Origin of the sequence: Enterococcus sp. DIV1083b (assembly GCF_051713705.1) — a bacterium.
In the GTDB taxonomy this organism is placed as follows: domain Bacteria; phylum Bacillota; class Bacilli; order Lactobacillales; family Enterococcaceae; genus Enterococcus_D; species Enterococcus_D casseliflavus.
Genome location: NZ_JBIOQJ010000001.1, coordinates 927343 through 948864 on the forward strand (window position 1 = coordinate 927343; position 21522 = coordinate 948864).

Consider the following 21522-nt stretch of genomic DNA (forward strand, 5'->3'; position numbering starts at 1 on the left):
CCAAGCGTGCTTCTCTTTTTCTAAGGAGGAAAAAAGATGGAAGAAATGAGCAGACGTTCTCTGCTGGAATTAGAAGCATTGATGAAAAAGAAACTCTTGGCTGCTGGTTTGCCAGAAGCCGCTGCCAGTGAAACAGCGGCACATTTGACCTTTGCGGATGCGTGCGGGATCCATTCTCATGGTGCCGTGCGGATGGACTACTATGCCGAGCGCTTAGTAAAAGGCGGCATCACGCTAGAACCAAACATGTCTTTTGAAAAAACAGGCGCCGCTACCGGAATTTTTCACGGAGATAACGGCATGGGGCATTATGTGTGCAACGAAGCGATTGCGATCGCCATTCATCTGGCGAAAGAAGCAGGGATCGCTGCAGTAGGAATCGAGCAGACCAGCCATAGCGGGACGATGGCGTATTACGTCAAACAGGCTGCTGAAGCCGACTTAGTGGCGATCGCCATGTGTCAATCGGATCCGATGGCGGTGCCTTTTGGTGGGACCGAAAACTATTTTGGCACCAATCCAATCGCGTTTGCAGCACCACGAGCCAATCATCCGCCGGTGGTTTTTGATATGGCGACAACGGTTCAAGCGTGGGGCAAAATTTTGGACGCTCGCTCGAAGAAGCAGCAGATCCCCGATACTTGGGCCGTAGACGAGCAAGGCTTGCCTACCACCGACCCCTATGCAGTCCAAGGATTATTGCCAATCGCTGGTGCCAAAGGGTATGGCTTGATGATGATGGTGGATATTTTAGCTGGCTCGATGTTGGGCTTGGCTTTTGGTAAACAGGTCACCTCCATGTATGCGGACTTGACGGAAAAACGTCGCTTAGGACAATTCCTTTTGGTGATCGATCCGTCTCGTTTTACGGACACCGAAACCTTCAAGCAAAGCATCGATCGGATGGTGACTGAGCTGCATGCAATCCCGCCAGTAAAAGGGCAATCACAAGTCTACTATCCTGGAGAGATCAGTCAAATACACTTTGAAAAAGCTCAGCAAGAAGGGGTCCTGATCCCCAAAGCGATCATCGATTATCTCGAAAGCGAAACCCTCCATTTTGATCGCTATGGGAGTCAAGATTCCTTTGCTAAATAAAGATTTGCAGAAGACGGTTGGTTCATAGGGGTATTGAACCAACTGTTTTTTTACTGTGTGGAGCAAAGAGAATTTTTCCGTCAAAAAATCGCAGCTTTTTGAAAGGAGCAGACGAATTCTTTGAGTTGGTTCATTTTTTTCAAAGCATTTCTTAAGCCATTTAACCTTTGATTGCTTGTTTTTTGGAATATGGTAGAATAGGTCGCATAAGTTTAGATCACTCAAGAAATGAGAGAAAAGCGAGGATGCAGCGTGGCAATGAATAAAGTGGTTCTTACTGGGAAAATCGCAGCGATGCCTAGTAAAGAAGCGTTTGATGCGGCGGACGATCAGGGCGTACGTTTTGATCTTGTCATTGTATCTCAATGGCAAAACAGTGAAGAAGTGCATCATGAATGGTTTGCTTGTGTCGTTCATGGGAAACAGGCAGAGACCTTTTTACGGTATACTCAAAAAGGAGCAAGTATCAAAATCAACGGACACTTGCAAGGCTGTCCGTATGAAACAGCAGAAGGGCAAAGATTTTGTGCGGCAGAAGTCGTGGTGGATACCTTTCAAATTTTAGAGTTAGCAGAAGAACCAGCGGCGCCTTTTCCTAAAAAGCGACCATCGACACTTGATGAACCGACGCAAACAAAGTCGATCCGTAATGAAAAAGATCCCCTAAAAACACAGATGCTGGAGTTTTTAAAAGACAATCGATTATTTTAATGACGAAACATGCGGAAAGCAACGGCTTCTCGCATGTTTTTTTACGTAGAGAAAGCGTTGGAAAAATTCAATTATATCTGACTATCGGTGTTCTTTATTGCGAATCAAAGAGGCGGTTGAATAGAATGGTGATTGTAATAAATGATCGCGAAAGTGAAAATAGTGTTTCACAAAAAGTGCCGATTGGTTTAGAATAGTTGAAACATATCTTGAGGGAAAAAGCGGTGCTTGCCTTGTTCAACTACTAGATGTCGCTTTTTTCTGAAAAAATCGTTAATCAGGGAGGGATGTCGATGGGCAAACCAATTATAGGGATCGCTGCGAATGAAGTGCAAGATGCTGGCGATGTGCTGCATCATTTGCCGATCGCCTACACACCATTAGGGTATGTGCGAGCGATCCAGCAAGCGGGCGGACTGCCATTGCTCTTGCCAATCAGTGAGCCAGCTATAGCCAAGGACTATGTTTCACAGATCGATAAACTGGTGTTAGCTGGTGGACAAGATGTTTCACCCAAGTTTTATGGGCAGGAGGCCCATCAGGCAACTGGAAGCGGCTTTTTGGCACGGGATGAGTTTGAACTGGCGCTGATCGATGAAGCGCTGCTGCAAAAGAAACCAATTTTTGCGGTTTGTCGGGGGATGCAGCTGGTCAACGTGGCCTTTGGGGGCACGCTGCAGCAAGACATCAGTACCTTCAGTGAGATCATTCATATGCAGGCGCCGATTCCGAAAGAAGTGCCGACCCATGCCATCGCGACGGCTGAAAAAAGCATGTTGGCTCGTGTATACGGTCAAAAAACAAAGGTCAATTCCTTTCATCATCAAGCGGTGGATCGATTGGCTCGTCCATTGCAAAAGACAGCTTGGAGTCCTGATGGCATCATTGAAGGCATTGAACACGTGGGTCAGCGCTTGTTGGCGGTTCAATGGCATCCTGACTTTGCCTATGATGCGCTTATACAAGAACAAGCGGTTTTCAAGTATGTCGTTGACGTATTGTAAGAAAGAGGGTCACGCAAGGAGGAGAAAAATGAAAAAGAAAATGATTGGTATCACTGCTTTAACAGTATTGGTTTTAAGTGCCTGCAGTACCACGAGTCCCACGACGGATTCTGGACAGCAAGAGGAGCAAGGAGCTGTTGCGCAAGAGATTCAAGTGTCAACCGCTGGCGCCTTATCGACCCTTGATAGCGGGCAATACACGGATGTCAACAGTTCCGATATGATCGGACAAGTGGCAGAAGGGTTATACCGTCTGGATCAAGAGGGGGATCCTGAGCTTGCGATGGCCGCTGAAGAGCCTACGGTATCAGAAGATGGACTGGTTTATACCTTCACCATTCGTGATGCAACATGGAGCAATGGCGATCCTGTTACAGCAGATGATTTTGTCTACGCCTTTCAATATGTTGCCAATCCAGAGAACGGTTCTAGCAGCAGCAATCAAATGGATGTGTTGAAAAATGGCAGTCAAGTACGTCAAGGAGATGCTGAGGTCAGTGAGTTAGGTGCCAAAGCATTGGACCAGCAGACGTTAGAACTGACATTGGCAAGTCCGATCTCGTATTTGGATCAGATTCTGGTCGGGACACCTTTTGTGCCAAAAAATCAAGCGTTTGCTGAAGAAAAAGGTGCCGATTATGGGTTATCAGCGGAAAATTTTGTTGGCAACGGCCCATTCTTGATCGAAGGGTGGAACGGAACCAATGAATCATGGACGTTAACGAAAAATCCTGATTATTGGGATGCTGAGAATGTCCAATTGACCAAGATCGACGTGCAAGTAGTGAAGGAAACGGCAACTGGTGTCAGCCTTTTTGAAACAGGAGAACTGGACTACACCACCTTAACGGATACGTACGCGCAGCAATACCAAAACTCAGCTCAAGCCAACTATGTGCCAAAGGCGCTGGTGGGGTATTTAAGTGCCAACCAAAAACGAGAAGTCACAGGCAATGTCAAGGTACGTCAGGCGATTTTACAAGCCATCGACAAAGAGGCATTTGCTGAAAATATCTTAGGCGATGGATCCACTGCATTGAACGGCTTTGTGCCAAGCAACTTTGCCAAAGATCCTGAAACAGACCAAGATTTTCGTGAAGAAAATGGCGATTTACTGCCGTATGATCTAACAGCCGCACAAGCGCTTTGGGCACAAGCCAAAGAAGAGTTGGGACAAGACGAGATCACTTTGGAACTGTTGTCAGCAGATACAGCAGCAGCCAAGAAAACCATCGAATTTGTCCAAGGACAGTTAGAAACCAATTTGCCTGGATTAACCATCGATGCCAAGTCGATTCCTTTACAAAACCGCTTGGACTTGCAATCCCAAGGTGAATTTGATCTCGTCTTCGGGACTTGGACACCAGATTACGCGGACCCGATCAACTTCTTAGAATTTTATGATTCGACAGGTGGCTTGAATACCTCTGGGTATGCTAGTGAAAGGTACGACCAAGGGTTACAAGAAGCACGGACGACTTTAGCAAACGACCCAGCTGCCCGTTGGGACTTATTGAAAGAACTCGAGAAACAATTGATCGTTGAAGATACAGCCGTCTTGCCGTTATATCAAGGAGCGGTAGCGTATTTGAAAACAGATCGTTTGCAAGGGGTGCAAGTGTTTCCTTTTGGACGAACAGTATCCTATCGCCTAGCATCTGTCACAGAATAAACAGGCAGTAAGAAAACAGAGGAACTTTTTTCAACCAAGTGTGCTGACCAAACAACGCTTGTTGAAGAGAGGGGCATCTGTTTTTTTATTTTGCCAGATTCCTTGCAACGCTTAGGATAAACCGAGAATTCGTTTTCAAAAAATAGTTGTTAAAAAGCGAAAAATTGAGAAACGCCTTTTTAGAAAAGTCAATCTTTTTGAAAAAAAATTAATAAAAGTTGTTGCATTCTCAGAAACTTATCTGTAAAGTGTTAGGTGTAGTCAGCAAAATAAAAAGAGAAGGAGGGATTACGATGCAAAAAGTATTTGATAAAAAAACAACCAAATTGAATAAAGTGAATCCCTCATTCGGTAACCATTAGTGTACAGATAATGTCTATAATAACGACGTTTATGCTCTGTCCTTTTTCCGAAGGGACAGAGCTTTTTTGTGTACTTTTTTAGAATGTGAGGGATAAAACATGAAGTATGTATTAAAACAATTAACAACGTATTTTAAAGAACATAAGGTGCGCTATACCTTTGTATTCGTCTTTATGGTGATCGCTAGTGCGATGTATGTTGCACCGATCTATATTCTGCGCTTGTTCATCGATGCGTTGATTCAAGATAATTTTGATTACTCCGTACTGATCCAATATGTGAGTCTCTTCGCGGGAGCTATCTTGTTAGGATATTTGGCGGAATTTGTTTGGACGTTTAATTTATTTATTGGTTCCTACGATTTGCAAAAACAATTACGGGAACAATTGATGAGCCACTTTCTCAAAATGGGGGCGCCGTTTTACCATCGTTTCCGAACAGGTGATTTAATGACCCGTTCCAGTGACGATGTCCAAGTGATGGGGATGACCGTTGGGTATGGTCTGATGGTTTTCTTAAATACTAGTTTGTATCTAAGCTTTATCGTAGCGATGATGGCTGGGACGGTTTCTTGGTTATTGACCTTGATTGCCTTGATTCCAATGCCGCTTTTAGCCTATTACATTTTCAAATGGGGCTCGCAAGTCGATAAGGCGTTTACGGAAGCGCAGAATTCTGTTTCTGAGATGAACAGTGAAGTGCTGGAGATCATTGATGGCATTCGGGTCGTCCGAGCTTATGGACTAGAAGGAGCCACCACGGAACAGTTTCAAAAGAAAACACTGGAAACACGAGCGAAAAACAATATCGTTTCTGAGATCGATTCCCGTTTTGGGCCGCTGATTACCATCATCTTAGCAATCAGTTTTGTGATGAGCTTTGGTGTCGGGGCGTTTCTTGTTGCCAACCAAACGATCACCATCGGTGCGATGGTCTCTTTCCAAGTGTACTTGACAATGGTCGTTTGGCCGATGATCTCAGCAGGAGATCTTGTGAATGTGATGCAGCAAGGTGCCGCATCCTGGCGTCGAATCAATGAAGTGCTGCAGACGGGGGATGAATTAGAAACGCCAGGTGAAGCCGACCTGCAAGCCATCAATACGATCCGTTTTGAAGCATATCATTTCCAATACCCGCAAGCAGCTCGTTATGTGTTAGAAGGACTGGATTTGACGATCACTCGTGGAGAAGTCTTAGGGATCGTTGGGAAGACCGGCAGCGGAAAAACGACGCTGCTAAGACAATTCGGTCACCGCTATCCATACTCTGATCAAGTCCCCTTGATCAACGAGCAGCCGTTGACGGCCTATCAAACAACAGCAGTGCGCAACCACTTTGCAGAAGTACCGCAAGAACATACCTTGTTTTCACGAACGATTCGCGAGAACTTGTTATTCGGACAACCAGACGCTTCCGAAGAAGTATTGTGGGAAGCACTGGAAGCTGCTTGCTTTAGCGAAGACATCAAGCGGATGCCAGAAGGGCTCGAAACGGTCGTCGGTGAGAAAGGCGTTTCCCTTTCTGGTGGACAAAAACAACGCTTGTCCTTAGCACGGGCGTTTTTACGAAACAGTGAAGTCCTCTTACTGGATGATGCCCTTTCGGCAGTTGATGCCAAAACGGAACAAGCCATCATCACGAATTTGAAAACGATGAAGCAGGCACCGACCTCCATCATCGTGACCCATCGATTGTCCGCCATCACCGAAGCGGATCAAATCATCGTCTTAGAAGACGGACGGATCACACAGCGTGGTACCCATCAGGAGTTGATCGAAACGCCAGGCTGGTACCAAGAACAGTATTACCATCAACAGTTAAAGGAGGACGATACAAGTGTTCTCAACGATTAAGCGTTTGCTCACGTATTTGAGCTATTATAAAAAACAATTTACCGTGGGCGCAATCTTGCTGTTGTTGGCAGCAGCGCTCGAACTGACTTCACCACTGATTGCCAAACAGCTGATCGACCGAGTGATGACACCGGCGGTTGACAGCAGAAACCTAAACACGATGCTTTTGATCCAATTACTCGCTGGGTATTTGCTGGTCAATTTGATTGGTTCTCTCTTTCGTTATATCAGCTTGCTGCAATTGCGAAAAATGTCCAACAGTATTGTCAAAAAAATGCGGGATCAGCTTTTTGACCATATGCACAAATTACCGGTTTCTTACTTTGACCAGATCCCAGCAGGTAAAGTCGTCGCACGAATCACGAATGACACTGAAGTCTTGCGGTCGAATTTCTACGTGATCGTGATCAGTAATTTGTTAAGCAACATCATCCAAATCATTGGGGCGTTTATTGCATTGTTTCTTTTGAACCGCACCTTAGGAGCAGCGATGCTGATTTTGATCCCGATTTTAGGAATCTGGCAGCATTTTTATACCAAATATGCCTCTCGTTACAATTTAGCAATGCGGGAATACATCTCACAAATCAGTGGGCAGTTGAATGAATTTGTCCAAGGAATGGCGATCATCCAAGCCTTCCAACGAGAAAATCAGTTGCAGAAAGAATTTAATGAAACAGTAGAGAAATGGTTCAAAACTGGACGTAAATACCTCTTGCTCGATTCAAGTATCGCTTGGGGATTAGGCAACTTGTTGCGAAATTCAACGATCTTGATTTTGATCACGACCTTGGCCGCCTTTTTCCTTGATGGCCGCTTGGCGATCTCAGCAGGCTTGCTGTATGCCTTTATTGATTACATCAACCGCCTGTATGATCCCATCGAAGGGCTTGTCCAAACCATCACCAATGTGCAGCAATCATTAGCTGCTGGACAGCGGGTCTTTGAGTTTGCTGATCAGCCGGTTGAAAAACAACAAAGTGAGCGGCTGACTGTCACGAATGGCGATGTTTCTTTCCAACAAGTGACCTTTGGCTACGACCCTGAGCAAGCGATCTTGCACGATATCAACTTTGACGTTGCCGCAGGAGAGACCATTGCTTTAGTTGGTCATACTGGTTCTGGAAAATCGAGTATTTTGAACCTGTTGTTCCGTTTTTATGATCCGCAGCAGGGAAAAATCGTTGTGGATGGACAAGTGATCGCTGATTATGATCGTCATAGTTTAAGAGATTCAATGGCAATCGTCATGCAAGATCCCTATCTATTTACTGGAACGATCGCCAGCAACATCGGGATGAACGATCCAACGATCACCGAAGCGATGATTATCGATGCCTTGAAGCAAGTCGGCGCTGACTACCTTTTGAGCCGCTACGAAAAAGGCATCCATCATCCAGTCGTTGAAAAAGGCAATGAGTTTTCTAGTGGAGAACGCCAGCTGATCAGTTTCGCCCGTGCGCTGGTGTTTGATCCAAAAATCTTGATTCTGGATGAAGCGACGAGCCATGTGGACACTGAAACAGAGTCCATCATTCAAAAGGCGATGACCGTCTTGCAAAAAGGACGGACGACCTTCATGATCGCTCACCGTTTGTCAACGATCAAACAAGCCGATCAAATCTTGGTCCTAGACCAAGGGAAGATCGTGGAACGGGGAACCCATGCAGGTCTTGTCCAAGGGCAGGGAATCTATCAGCAAATGTATCAAATGCAGGCAGAGCAGCTGTAATCAGCGGTGATTGCCGACAACAGTAACCGTAAAAGAAAATCCTTGAGCCTTCTGCATGGGAAGTGGCTCAAGGATTTTTTATATAATGCGAAGGTGCAGCCAATCATCTATGGGGAGTAGGAAGAGGAGGCCTTCGCTTATATATCAGTAGGAAAAGCGGCAAGGTTTTGTCGTAATTTTGTTAAGAAACGCTCGCCGATCACTGATAATGGGCGAGCGTTCTTTTTAATGAGGATGATCTCACCCTCGGACGCGTCGATCAAAGGAAGAAAAGCCAATCCTTGGCGTTCTGGTTGGGCAACGATCCCCGAGCCGGTTCCATAAAGATCCGTCTGCTGTAATAGCTGGACCATTGTGCCTCGATCGCTGACATGCACCACTTGAGGGCTTTGAGCAAAGTCGATCAAATCCTCGGAAAAGAACGAATAGCGTTCATCTTCTTGCAAAAAGCGTACTTGCGGATAAGGGGCGAGATCCTTTAAGGAAAGCTGCTTTTTTTCTGTCAAGGGATGAGTCCCTCGTAAAAAGACATGGGGGCGAAACCGTCCCAATGCCTCGAAGGACAATTGGGCGCCTTGTAACAGTCGTTCCAATCCTGCTTGGTTTTGCTCATTCAAATAAAGAACCCCAAATTCACTTCGATATTGCTGCACGTCCGTGATTACCTTTAAGGTCGTGGTTTCTAATAGGCGAAACTGACGACAGTCGGGAAATTCCTGTAGCAGCTCACTGAAAATTCCAGCCGTGAAATCATAGTGCTGGCTTGCGATGGCGAAGGTTTGACTCGCTGCTTGCTTGCTGGAAAAACGCGTTTGCAGCTGCGCCACTTGACTCAAGATCGGCTGGGCATGGTCTAGAAATTCCGAGCCTTCGGCAGTCAAGCGGGCACCTTGATTCGTACGCTCGAAAAGCTGGACCTCCAATTCTGTTTCCAACTCTTTCACGGCTTGGGAAAGACTTGGCTGTGAGAGATACAGCCGCTTGGCTGCTTCACGAAAACTTCCATGGTCAGCGATCGCTTGCACGATCCGCATTTGTTGAATATTCAATTTTTGACCTCCTTTACAAAGATTCAGACGGAAAAAGGGTCCACCAATCAATAGTAGTCAGTTCTTTTCCTTCTATAATAGAAGCTTCTTAAAAAATAAGACGACAGTTGCTGCTTATTGCTACTTGTGAAGCGGTCATTGCAATTCTTCAGGAATAAACCAATAGCCCGTTTGACTCTCTTCTGCCAGCAGTTCTCTAAAGGCTTTGGAACGATAAGCTGCCACCACTGCCTGTGCCCAATCACTGTCTTGGTTGGCTTTTTTTACCGTTGCCACCAGTTCATACTCTTGCAAAATGTCTTCACTTAATAAACTTTCCTCTGCAGCAATTCCAGCACTATAAACGATGCTACCGGGGATCACCGCATAGTCTAAGTCTGCTAAGCTGCGGGGGATTTGCGCAGAATCCATCTCGACGATATCCAGGTTATAAGGATTGTCAGTAATAGTTCTTAACGTCGCGTCAATGGGCGCCACTTCGGGGTCAAGTTCGATCCAGCCAGCTTTTTGCAGCAGCAACAGGGCACGGGCGCTATTTGACGGATCATTGGGAATCCCGATGGTATCGTTTGCTTCAATCGCTGCTAAATTGTCCTTTCTGCCAGGATACAAGCCAGCTGGTACGGTAGGGATCGGTGTGATACCCACCAAATCGGCACCCGTGTTTTCATTAAAGTTCTCTAAATAGGCGGTATGCTGATCCACGTTTAAGTCGATTTCGCCATCGTTCAGTGCAATGTCTGCTTCCAATACCCCAGTAAAGCCAATATCAGTCACGGTATAGCCTGCTTCTTCTAAAATCGGTTTGATTCCCTGAAGAAACAGTTCGCTGTAAGGTCCTGGTGTCGTACCAACTCTGATTTCTGTCTGCTGCTCTTCGGCATTTCCGGTCACTTCTTCTTGGTTGCCGCAGCCAGAAAATAAGACCAAGGACAACAGACCAATGCCCATACCTAATCGAATCCTTCGTTTCATACCTCTTCCTCCTTTTTTATAAAAAAAACCTTCCCAAAGACAATTCTTTGGGAAGGACGATCATTTCGCGGTACCACCTTCATTTGTTTTTTGTTGAAACAAAAAACCTCAGTCAGTTCATCAAATAAACTGCATTGCGCTATCGGGCTTTCTCCGTCGGGGATTGTTCGTCCACGAATGCTCAAAGGTCATCTTCGGATCGTCTTCCTTACTCGTTTCCACCAGTTCCGAGCTCTCTTGAAAGAAAGGGGGGATCGTACTCTTCTTCTCACTGCATGTGTATGAAATTAGTAGTATCTTAGAACAAGATGAGAAAGTTGTCAATTGCTTTCGTGATAGGTGATTCCAATCACTACGCAGGTAGTAGGGGAACAAATGGGGAAGGATAAGAATAGACCAATAAGGCAGGAAAAGCAGATGAATGGTCGAAATCGCTTGGTTGAGTTAGAATCGAAACACAAAACAAAAAAAGAGGCGAGCAAATGAAATTACTTTTGATTGGACATACCGGCACACTTGGGCAGCTTTTAGTTGAAGGCTTTCAGCAGCTACCAAAGGTGGAGCTGATCACGGCTAGCCGTAGCAGCGGCGATCATCAGGTCGAAATTGCGGATGCAGCCAGTGTCAGCCAGCTATTTGCAGCTACTGGGAAAGTGGATGCCATTGTTTCCGCTGCGGGAAGCACAGTGTTTAAACCCTTTGAGGAGTTGACGCCAGCAGATATTCAACAATCAGTGGCTTCGAAGCTGCAAGGACAAGTCAACCTTGCGTTGATTGGCCAGCATTTTCTCACTGAAGGCGGCAGTATCACACTGACTTCTGGAATTATCAAAGACGAATTTATCCCAATGGGCACGCCTTCAGCACTGGTCAACGGCGGTTTGGAAGCCTTCGTGGCATCGGCAGCTTTTGAGATCGGTCATGGGGTACGAATCAATGCAGTCAGTCCCAATGCACTTGTGGGCTCTTGGGAAACCTTCGCCGATTCTTTCAAAGGCTTTATTCCCGTTGGTGACGCACCCGTTTTTGCAGCGTATCAAAAAGCAGTCTTTGGGATCATGACTGGCAAAACCTTCACCGTTTATTAAGAAAAAGCAGAAGTAGGAAAAACCGCCAAATCAAAGCTGACTTGGCGGTTTTTGTTCTGCTGAAAAAGAAGTAGCAAGCAGTTAAGAAGAGAGCAATTGAGTTTTCAGCTTGGGCATTTCTGCTTTGAGTTGTTGGCGAGCAAAAGCCAAGTCATTGATCCAAGAAGCAATCGCTTCTTTTTCTAAGAACAGAGGCATTCGATCATGGACTGGTTCAACAGAATCGTTCGCGGCAGTCGTTAGAATGATTGATTCGGTTTCGATTTGATCCTCTTTTTGAAGGATGCGATAAAAACCAGCGGCATAAATCACGTGATCTTGCGAAAAGAGAAACTTTTCCTTTTCATGATTCCATTCATAGAAACCAGACATCGGAAAGACACAGCGATGTTCTTGGAAAGGTTTGCGAAAAGTCGGTTTTTCTTCAACGGTCTCAGAACGGGCATTGATCATCAAATGCCCTTTTTTAAAGCCGGTAAAGCCCCATCTTGTCACACCAGCTACAACTTGTTGTTGTTGATTTGCACCGATGGTTACGACATGATTGGAAGGGAAAACATCATTGACAGCGACAGTCTGTTGGCGCTTGCGGGCTTTCGCCGCGGCTTCTTGATAATATTCTGACAATTCGCCAGTTGTTGGGTCAAATAAGTATCGGCCGCACATGGACGGGTCACTCCTTTTTTTGGATTGGCTGGTGCCTTTGTTTCAGTATAAAGACTCAAGGCGTCAAAACCAACTAACTTGCTTCACTTCTCGATTCAACAAGAAAAGGAGCTTAAACATATGTAAAAAATCAGGAGTATCGCTTGATTTGCTGGAAATCAGATAACAAAAAAAGGCAGTCACCTACTGAGGTTGACAGCCTTTTTTATTCTAGTTGGTTAGCCAATTTTTTTAACTCTCCCGCCGATTTTATTTGCGAAACGTTCAGCATCTTCTCTGCAAGTATAGGTCAATGCAATTGTTTTGTCCCGTGTTCTTTTTCCTTCGGCGGTTAGATAACCATGAAAGATTTTAATCGCATACAATAGATAAACACCTCCTTATCCTTGGTAATAATAACAAATTTACCGCTTACATTCAAGGGATATAGTAAAAGTTTATTTTTTGTTAGTTATTTTATTAAGAATTTATTCAAAGCTTTAAGAAACGATTGAAGGAGAAAGGGAGGGGAGTGGAATAGACCAATTCGTATTTGAAGGAAAGACGAAGGAACGGAAACGTATAAAATTTCTGCTACTTGCTTTCCAGCATAGAAGGACAAAGAATGAAAGCTATTTTGTTTTGACATTTCAACAAATAGACCAATCGAAGAATAACTAAGATATGTGTCAAAAGTAGAGAATAGAAGCAATTTTCGTTTTTTGCGTGTTATTGATACATTTTTCCTCAAAAAATGATTTGTAGAAAGAAACGATGACTCAAGCGCTATATAAGAACGAAGCTTGTTGTTTATTGTGTTGGCAAGTTGCTGGTTTTTGGGGAATAAAAAAGCAAAAGTTGTTCTTGAAATGTCCGTCTGACAAAGGCAGCTTTTGTGAGAAGCTCAACGGGGGCTTAACCGATCGTGTGAAAAATTTTAAGGAAGCGATTGACAAGTTTTTTTTGAAGTGCTATGATACCGATGTAATTAGATAACGGTTACAGAAGTGCTGTGACCAAGAGGCGTGTTACTGTAAGAAGGCAAACCTCATATTCCACCAAGGGTGGAGTATGAGGTTTTTTAGTGTTTTTAAGGTGGGGGAAATCATGAAAATAAAGAAGTTTTTAAATAATAATGTTGTCTTACTAAAGAAAGGCAGCAATGAAATTATCGGATTTTCTACAGGCATCAGCTTCAATAAGAAGGTAGGAGATGATGTAGAAGAACAAGATTTTGAAAAGATTTTTGTATTGGATACCCATGCAATGCTGGAACATTTTAGCTATCAATTAGGAAAATGCGATCCGAAATACGTTGCGATCGTTGCTAAAATTGTGGCTTATGCCAAACAGAATTATCGCTTAGCAGTCAGCGACTATATTTATTTGACTTTGCTGGATCATATTGATTTCACTGTTCATCGGATCAAGCAGCAAATGACTTTTCATAGTCCTTTGCAATGGGATATTCGGCGATTTTATCCCGATGAATATGCCATTGGGGTGTATGCTGTCCAGCTTATGGAGCAAGAACTAGCGATCGATGTACCAACAGAAGAAGCGATCTCCATCGCATTGCATTTTGTAAATGTCCAATCACAAAAGAAGGATATGGCGGTTACCAATCAAATCGCGAAGTTTATAGAAGACGTACTGACGATCGTAAAGTATGAGTACAAACAAAATTTTGATGAGAATAGTTTCCATTATTCTCGCTTTGTCACGCATCTGCACTATTTCGCACAAAATGTGATCAATCATACACTTCCCAGCTATGAAGCGTCGACGCTCTATGCACAAATTGAAAAGATGTATCCGCAAGCATTTCACTGTGTGGAAAAAATCAAGGTTTATATCAAAAATACGTATGATATCAATATCTCAGAAAATGAAGAAATCTATCTATCACTCCATATCCAGAAATTGACGGAACAAGGAGAAAGGGAGAAAAACAATGGACTATAAACAACTAGCCAATGAAATTTATGAAAATGTCGGCGGTGGTAAAAATATCCAGCACGTGACCCACTGTGCAACAAGACTGCGTTTCACGCTGGCCGACGACAAAAAAGCTGACAGTGAAGCAATTAAACAATTAAAAGGAGTGACTGGACTCGTTCAGGGAAATGGTCAATACCAAGTGATTATTGGGCCGGATGTATCGAGTGTATACGCGCAACTTCCGACGACAGAAGCGACGGCTGATCAAAGCAACAACGATCAATCGATCATCTCACGACTCCTTGACTTTATCGCAGGTTGTTTTACACCGATGATTGCAATCATTGCAGCTGGAGGAATGCTGCAAGTGGTCCTTTCACTGTTGGAGTTATCAGGCATTTTAGCAGCAACTGATGATACGTATCTCGTATTGTATCAAGTATCGCAAGCAGCCTTCTTTTTCATTCCCGTTTATTTAGGAAATTCTGTGGCCAAACGATTAAAAATTGATCCTTTCTTAGGAAGCTACGTCGGAGCGATTTTTGTGATGCCTGGATTGACGGCCCTTCTTAGCCAAGAAGGAGGAATCTCATTATTTGGGTTACTCGTACCGAATGTGAGCTACAATGCCTCCGTTTTGCCAGTCTTATTAAGTGTCTGGGTTATGTCTTATGTTTATCGGTTCGCCGATCGGATTTTACCGAACAGTGTCAAATTTATTCTACGTCCTTTGATCGCCATCATCGTGATCACACCGCTGGCTCTATTACTAATCGGACCATTAGGTGTGACGATCGGTAACTATGTGTCACAGTTTTTGAACTACTTAACAAACAATTTTGGTCCGTTAGCGGTCTTGTTTATGGGTGCCTTTGCTCAATTGCTAGTAATGACGGGCATGCACACGACGCTGACCCCTATTTTATTAACTTCTCTGGCGACGTACGGGTATGATGATTTGATCGTCCCTGGTATGCTGCTTGGATTGGCTGCCGAAGCAGCGATTTGTTTAGCGGCTGGAATCAAAGCTAAGGATACGGAATTTAAACAAGTGAGTTTTTCATCAGCAATTACTGCCCTGATGGGTGTGTCTGAACCTGCTTTGTACGGAGTAACACTACGTCTGAAAAAACCGATTGTCGGAATGATCCTTGGGGGTGCTGCTGGGGGACTTTATTTTGGTTTGATGAAAATCAATACGCCAGTCGTCATTGCTTCATTTGTGGCGCTTCCATCATACAGCAGTGTGTTTCATGCGCTGATCGGCTCGTTGATTACTTTTGCGATTGCCTTTGCCTACACCTGGCTCATGGTCAAAGATGCAGATTTTCCTAACAATAATCAGCCACAAGCAGTAAAATCTGGAGCGCAAGATGCGACACCCGAAGCAACTGATGTTTCTTCTGAAACGAAGAAAGAACAAACAGCGATTGAAAAAATTGTATTATCACCTTTAAAAGGGACTGCGGTTCCATTGACAGAAACCAATGATCAGGCGTTTGCTTCATTGGCATTAGGTAAAGGAATTGCTGTTAAGCCACACGATCAACAGGTGATAGCACCATTTACGGGACAGGTTTCTGCCGTTTTTCCAGGAAATCATGCGATTGGACTTACCAGTACCGAGGGGATTGAACTACTGATCCATATCGGTATCGATACGGTGAATATGCAAGGAAGTGCCTTTGAACGACTAGTCAATGAAGGTGATCTAATCACAGTGGGAGAAACGTTATTGCATTTTGATTCAGAAAAAATCGCTCAGGCAGGGTATGAAGATACCGTTATGATCACTGTTACTAATACGGCAGACTTCTTAGATGTTGTGGCACTTGCCCAACATCAAGAAATTCAAGCTGGCGATCAGTTATTAGCCATTTTTTAACCATTAGAAAGAAGAAAGGATGACAGCAATGAGTTTCCCAAAACATTTTTTATGGGGCGGCGCTTCGGCGGCAAACCAATATGAAGGCGGCTATAATGAGGGCGGAAAAGGGCTCGCTTGTGCTGACTTGATCAGTGGTGGCAGCCATACGACTTCTCGGAAAATCACAGCGAAAATTGAAGAAGAGTTGTTGTATCCGAGCCACGAAGCAACTGATTTTTATCATCATTATCAAGAAGATATTGCATTGTTTGCAGAAGCTGGATTTAAAGCTTTCCGCATGTCAATCAACTGGACACGGATTTTTCCCAAGGGCAACGACGCTGAACCGAATGAAGAAGGACTGGCCTTTTATGATCGTGTGTTTGACGAGTGTCGGAAGTACGGGATCGAACCAATTGTAACCATTGCTCATTTTGATGTTCCCGCATATTTGAGCCAAGAATACAATGGTTGGGCGAGTCGTGAAGTGATCGACTTTTATGCGAGATATGCGGCGGTATTGTTTGAACGCTATCACGAAAAAGTAAACTATTGGATCACTTTTAATGAAATCAACACGGCCACTTTAAGTATCGGAAACTTTTTATCACTGGGACTGCAAGTTGGTGAATCTGAATTTATCAATCAGCCGGATAATCTACAGCAACGATACCAAGCCCTGCATCATCAATTTGTTGCCAGTGCAAAGGTTGTCGCTTACGGACATGAACACTATCCAGATCTGAAAATCGGCTGTATGATTTCTTATATGCCACGCTATCCTTATACCAGCCATCCAAATGATGTATTACTAGCCAAACAAGAAGAAAATATGCACTCGAAGTTTTGTGGCGATGTGCAGGTCACAGGGAAATATCCTTATTATGCAAAGAAATATTTTGCTGATCATGGCTTTACAATCGAGTTTGCACCAGAAGATCAAGCGATCCTATCTAAGGGAACAGTGGATTACTACACGTTTAGTTACTATCTAACACTTTGTGTCTCTGCAGATGAGAAAGTTACCAAAAATGGACACAGCATGATTGGCGGCTCTGGCGTAAATAATCCTTATCTAGAGCAGACGGAATGGAACGCGATGATTGATCCAGTAGGATTGAGAATTGCGTTGAATGATATTTATGATCGCTACCAACTGCCATTGATGATCGTGGAAAATGGGATCGGGGTTTCAGAAACTGTTGCTGAAGATGGACAGATTCATGATGATTATCGTATCAATTATTTAGAAAAGCATATTGCTGAAATGGAGAAAGCCATCGATGATGGTGTCGAGTTGATTGGTTACACGATTTGGAGTGCCGTCGATATTGTCAGTGCTTCTACAGGAGAAATGAAAAAAAGGTATGGCATCATTTTTGTGGATAAATATGACGACGGGACAGGGAATTTAGATAGAAAGAAAAAAGACAGTTTCTATTGGTATCAAAAAGTGATTGAACGAAACGGCTTATGATTAAATACTCCAGTACTTGCGGTGAATAAGTGCTGGGGTTTTTTTGCGCATCAATTTCAGCGCGTACAAAACAAAAACCACGCGTAGCTCACGCGTGGTCCCTATCGGTGGTTCATGTCAATTACGCCAATAAACAAACCGCCCATCAAATACGGTCGCTTCAACAGTCGTTTGAAGCAATTCTTCGGCAGTCAAAGGCAAGATGTTTTGGGACAAAATACAAAGATCGGCTAAACAGCCAACTTCTAATCGCCCGATATCTTGCCGACTCAAGGCTTTGGCGGCGCCTGCGGTGTGGGCATAGAGGGCATCGGCGATGGAGATTTTTTCTTGTGGCATCAATCCGCCTGCAGGCTGGCCGTTTTTTTCCTGCCGAGCAACCGCATAATACAGCGAGTCTAAAGGGGTCACGTCGATCACGACTGGCGTATCAGTCCCAAAAGCCAAGGTTGCGCCTTGCTCTAGAAAGGACTGAAAAGGAAACATTTGACTGGCACGCTGAGGGCCTACTTCTTCATCGAGGGTCTCATAACCGACTAATAAATGGCTAGGCTGTACGGAGAGTACCAGTTGTTCTTGGCGAACTAGTGGCAGATCAGCGGCATCCATCACTTCCAAGTGTTCCAAGGTATTGGCTTTTCCTTTAGAAAGCGGGTGAGCAGCAGCACTTTCTTGATAAAAGAGGAGTGCTTGTCGAATCGCTTCATCACCGATGGTATGGATGCGCATCGGCCAGTCTTGCTGGTTGGCTTGTAAAATAAAGCGGCGCATCCGTTGAACATCGATCAAGGGCATCCCGACATCACCAGCAAAATACGGTGTTTCATATTCCTTTTTTAAAAAAGCCGTGTGCGTACTCGTCACGCCATCAAAAAATTGTTTGACGCCGCCCATTTGTACTTTTTCGGAGCGATAAGTATGGTAAGTTTCTTTCAGTTGCGTGATGTCTTCTCGCATGGCTGGATAAAAGACAGCGCGCAAGGTCGCTTCTGCTTCTGTTTGCCGATAAAGAGTGGGGTAAACCAAATCGTCCCAGCTTTCTCCTGTCAAGGCAACATCACCGATCGTCGTAATGCCGTATTGATTGAGCTGCTTCATATAGGTCAGAAAGGCAGCAGGGCTTTGTGCCTGAAATGACTGTAAGACCTTTGCTAAATAATGAATGGCGATCGCTTCTAAAAAGCAGCCGCTTAATTGTCCGCTGTTTTCGTCAAGCAGTGCCTCCCCGCTGATCCCTGCTGGTAAGTTCTCAGGTGTGATCCCTAAAGCAGCGATCCCTTGGCTATTCAACCAAATACTGTGGGCATCACCTGAAATCAGCATGACAGGCGTGTCGGCACAATAGTTGTCGATTGAATCTTTCGTCGGGTAGACTTGCTGACCGAAATCACTGCTGAACCAGCCGATGCCGATTTTCCATCCATGGGTGATGGGCAAGGCGGGTACTTGCTGGGCAACGGCTTCTTCTGTCACTCCCGTAAGATGGGTCAGTGCCCCTTGATGGAGTAATGCGGAAAGATAAAAATGAACATGAGCATCAATAAAGCCTGGGATGATCATTTGTTCTTTGAGATCAATGACCTGGGTGTCTTCAGCAAGTGTTGGCAGCGCTGAAAGAGGACCTACAGCCGTGATTTTCTGGTCTTCTATCAGGAGAAAGCCCGCAAAAGTCGTTTTCGTTTTGGTATCAAAGATGTGTTCAGATTTTAGTAATAGTGACAATTATAATCCCAACTTCCATTCAAGGAAAAGGTCGTTGTAAAGCTCAACCGCTTCTTTTCCTAAGTATTCATAATGTTCCATTTGTTCCATCGCACTTGGCTCAGGGTAGAAAGCCTTGTCAGCAGTCAGTTCTGCTGGCAGCATGGCTTTGGCCGATTCACTCGGCGTGGCGTAGCCCACGTATTCGGCATTTTGTGCGGCATTTTCTGGTCGCAGCATAAAATTGATGAAGGCGTAGGCTCCCTCAAGATTGCCAACGGTTTTCGGGATCGCAAAATTGTCTGTCCAAATCGCACCGCCGTCATTGGGAACGATATAGGTGACGGCAGGATTTTCCGCCATCACATAAGCGGCATCGCCCGAATATCCGATTCCTAAAGGGGCATCGTTGTTGATCATCAAGGTTTTGATCTCGTCGGTCAAAACTGCTTTGACGTTGGGACGGATACTTTCCAGCTTCTTCAAGGCTTTGGCGACCTTGGTCGGGTCTTTTTCATTTTGGGAAAGACCGAGCGTCTGTAACGCGATTCCTAAGGTTTCGCGAGCACCATCTACCATCAATACATCATTTTTAAATGCAGGGTCCCATAAGTCACTCCAGCCATGGATCGAAGAAACATCAACTTCTTCAGTATTTGCCATGATTCCGATCGTGCCCCAAAAATAGGGGATTGAGTAGGTATTGTCAGGATCAAAGGCTTGATCCATCAAAAAAGGCGAAAGATCTTCCGTTCCCGTCAATTTCTGATGGTCTAAAGGCACTAACAATCCTTCTTCGATCATTTTCGGAATGATCGATTCGCTAGGGAAAACCAAATCATAGCGCGAGCCGCCTTGTTTGATTTTGGTTTCCATCGCTTCGTTGGAGTCAAATGTATTATAAATCACTGAGTAACCAGTCTCAGTTTCGAATGTTTTGATCAATTCGGGGTCAATATATTCGCCCCAATTGTAAATAATCACTGTATTTTTGTCGGACGACGTTGCTGCCCCCGATTCTTTCGTTAACACCGAAGCACCTAAAAACAGCAACGCGGTGATGCCGATCACACCGCCAAAAAATACCCACAACCTTTTCAATTCATCAATTCCTTCTTTCTCTACAATTTCGTATTTCTTGAGTAGCGTAATTGATTTTTAAAGAAAAGGCAATAAAAAAATGAAGAAAAAATAAACCCGTTTCTTTCAAGGCTTTGAAGGAGGAACGGCCAGGTGGCTGGGGCAGTTTCCAAACATATCATTTGTCAAATTCCCTCCTTTTGCCTAAGCTAGGGAAGTGAGAAATCAAGGGATGGAAAAACAGGAACCTCTCTTTGATGAAGAATGAATGTAAGGAGTGAAGCATCAATGGAAACACGTGCTGTCGTTATTGAAGCCTATGGTGGAAAAGACCAATTAAAAGAAGCAACGGTCCAATTACCAGAATTAAAAGCAAATCAATTATTAGTCAAAGTTGCCGCAACGTCCATCAACCCGATCGATTGGAAATTAAGAGAAGGCTATTTAAAACAAATGTTTCCGTGGGACTTCCCAATTATTTTAGGCTGGGATGTCGCAGGGGATATCGTAGAAATAGGTGCTGACGTGACAGAGTTCAAAGTTGGTGATGCGATCTATGCCCGCCCTGAAACGACTCGTTTTGGGACGTATGCTGATTACGCCATCGTGGATGCTGAGTTAGCAGCGATCAAACCAGAAAACCAAAACTACGCAGAAGCAGCTGCAGTGCCATTAGCTGGTTTGACTGCTTACCAAGCGTTGTTTGAACACGGTCGTTTAAAAGAAGGGGAAAAAGTCTTGATCCATGCCGGAGCAGGCGGAGTTGGTACCTATGCGATCCAACTAGCAAAAGCAGCTGGCGCTTACGTCATCACGACGGCTAGTCCTCGTAACCATGAGTTATTGCAAAAACTTGGTGCCGATGAGATCATCGATTACCATACGACAGATTTTGAAGAAGTCTTGCAAGACATCGATTTGGTCTTTGATACGATGGGGGGCGACACCCAGAAGAAAAGTTTCACTGTCTTAAAACCTAAGGGCCGTCTGATCTCGATTTTGAGTATTGAAGACGAAGACTTAGCAAAAGAAAAAGACATCTTCGCCAAAGCAATTTGGTTACGAACCAACGGCAAACAATTGGCAGAATTGACAGAGCTGATCGAAGCAGAAAAAGTCAACAGTATCATCGGTGCAACCTTCCCATTGACAGCACAAGGAATTTACGATGCCCACGCATTGAGTGAGACACACCATGCAGTCGGCAAGATCGTTATTGAAAACCAAGACAATTTCATCAGCCAAGACGCAGAATAAAGGAGGCTG

The 21522-nt window shown here is 44.4% G+C and carries 17 protein-coding genes and 1 other annotated feature; of the genes, 11 read left to right on the forward strand and 6 right to left on the reverse strand.

Features of this window, described 5'->3' with window-relative positions:
• The first annotated feature begins 36 nt into the window (after positions 1-36).
• The 6 genes from allD (at position 37) to IGI69_RS04345 (ending at position 8433) form a co-directional block, all read left to right on the forward strand.
• Positions 37-1098, forward strand: a complete 1062-nt coding sequence (gene allD, locus IGI69_RS04320) for an ureidoglycolate dehydrogenase (protein ID WP_167826869.1) — start codon at positions 37-39, stop codon at positions 1096-1098.
• Between the two features lie 228 nt (positions 1099-1326).
• Positions 1327-1809 (forward strand): single-stranded DNA-binding protein, encoded by a 483-nt coding sequence (ssb, locus tag IGI69_RS04325; RefSeq protein WP_016610622.1) that lies wholly within the window; start codon positions 1327-1329, stop codon positions 1807-1809.
• A gap of 293 nt (positions 1810-2102) precedes the next feature.
• The gene (locus IGI69_RS04330) at positions 2103-2813 is read left to right on the forward strand and encodes a gamma-glutamyl-gamma-aminobutyrate hydrolase family protein (RefSeq protein WP_428214609.1); all 711 of its coding nucleotides are present in this window, start codon (positions 2103-2105) and stop codon (positions 2811-2813) included.
• Between the two features lie 28 nt (positions 2814-2841).
• Positions 2842-4485, forward strand: coding sequence for a peptide ABC transporter substrate-binding protein (locus IGI69_RS04335; protein ID WP_438739821.1), 1644 nt, complete (start codon positions 2842-2844; stop codon positions 4483-4485).
• 461 nt (positions 4486-4946) lie between these two features.
• Positions 4947-6701, forward strand: a complete 1755-nt coding sequence (locus IGI69_RS04340) for an ABC transporter ATP-binding protein (protein WP_074534922.1) — start codon at positions 4947-4949, stop codon at positions 6699-6701.
• The gene (locus IGI69_RS04345) at positions 6685-8433 is read left to right on the forward strand and encodes an ABC transporter ATP-binding protein (protein ID WP_373193338.1); all 1749 of its coding nucleotides are present in this window, start codon (positions 6685-6687) and stop codon (positions 8431-8433) included. The genes IGI69_RS04340 and IGI69_RS04345 overlap by 17 nt, the downstream gene beginning before the upstream one ends.
• A gap of 137 nt (positions 8434-8570) precedes the next feature.
• Here IGI69_RS04345 and IGI69_RS04350 read toward each other — a convergent pair whose 3' ends face one another.
• Both IGI69_RS04350 and IGI69_RS04355 read right to left on the reverse strand, forming a co-directional pair.
• Positions 8571-9482 (reverse strand): LysR family transcriptional regulator, encoded by a 912-nt coding sequence (locus IGI69_RS04350; protein ID WP_438739824.1) that lies wholly within the window; start codon positions 9480-9482, stop codon positions 8571-8573.
• A gap of 135 nt (positions 9483-9617) precedes the next feature.
• Positions 9618-10457 (reverse strand): MetQ/NlpA family ABC transporter substrate-binding protein, encoded by an 840-nt coding sequence (locus IGI69_RS04355; protein WP_438739826.1) that lies wholly within the window; start codon positions 10455-10457, stop codon positions 9618-9620.
• Between the two features lie 49 nt (positions 10458-10506).
• Positions 10507-10738: a binding site (T-box leader), on the reverse strand.
• Between the two features lie 201 nt (positions 10739-10939).
• Here IGI69_RS04355 and IGI69_RS04360 point away from each other — a divergent pair.
• Entirely contained in the window at positions 10940-11545 is a 606-nt protein-coding gene (locus IGI69_RS04360) for a short chain dehydrogenase (protein WP_270266256.1), read from the forward strand.
• An 81-nt stretch (positions 11546-11626) separates the two neighbouring features.
• Here IGI69_RS04360 and IGI69_RS04365 read toward each other — a convergent pair whose 3' ends face one another.
• Positions 11627-12211 (reverse strand): SOS response-associated peptidase, encoded by a 585-nt coding sequence (locus IGI69_RS04365; protein ID WP_005225388.1) that lies wholly within the window; start codon positions 12209-12211, stop codon positions 11627-11629.
• A gap of 218 nt (positions 12212-12429) precedes the next feature.
• Entirely contained in the window at positions 12430-12576 is a 147-nt protein-coding gene (locus IGI69_RS04370; protein WP_005234527.1) for a hypothetical protein, read from the reverse strand.
• Positions 12577-13297: 721 nt separating this feature from the next.
• Here IGI69_RS04370 and IGI69_RS04375 point away from each other — a divergent pair.
• From IGI69_RS04375 to IGI69_RS04385, 3 genes are read left to right on the forward strand one after another with little or no spacing between them, the layout of a single operon-like run.
• Complete coding sequence (locus tag IGI69_RS04375) at positions 13298-14155, forward strand: PRD domain-containing protein (protein WP_074534926.1); 858 nt, start codon at positions 13298-13300, stop codon at positions 14153-14155.
• Positions 14145-16016, forward strand: a complete 1872-nt coding sequence (locus tag IGI69_RS04380) for a beta-glucoside-specific PTS transporter subunit IIABC (protein ID WP_142973717.1) — start codon at positions 14145-14147, stop codon at positions 16014-16016. The genes IGI69_RS04375 and IGI69_RS04380 overlap by 11 nt, the downstream gene beginning before the upstream one ends.
• Positions 16017-16044: 28 nt before the next feature.
• Positions 16045-17475 (forward strand): glycoside hydrolase family 1 protein, encoded by a 1431-nt coding sequence (locus IGI69_RS04385; protein ID WP_270266263.1) that lies wholly within the window; start codon positions 16045-16047, stop codon positions 17473-17475.
• 117 nt (positions 17476-17592) lie between these two features.
• Here the strand turns inward: IGI69_RS04385 and IGI69_RS04390 are convergent, their stop codons facing one another.
• Positions 17593-19197 (reverse strand): amidohydrolase, encoded by a 1605-nt coding sequence (locus tag IGI69_RS04390; protein ID WP_270266265.1) that lies wholly within the window; start codon positions 19195-19197, stop codon positions 17593-17595.
• Positions 19198-20277: an ABC transporter substrate-binding protein gene (locus IGI69_RS04395; protein ID WP_115232034.1), complete on the reverse strand. Its 1080-nt coding sequence runs from the start codon at positions 20275-20277 to the stop codon at positions 19198-19200.
• Positions 20278-20544: 267 nt separating this feature from the next.
• Between IGI69_RS04395 and IGI69_RS04400 the strand changes: the two genes are divergently transcribed.
• Complete coding sequence (locus IGI69_RS04400; protein WP_015509211.1) at positions 20545-21513, forward strand: NADP-dependent oxidoreductase; 969 nt, start codon at positions 20545-20547, stop codon at positions 21511-21513.
• The last annotated feature ends 9 nt before the right edge of the window (positions 21514-21522 follow it).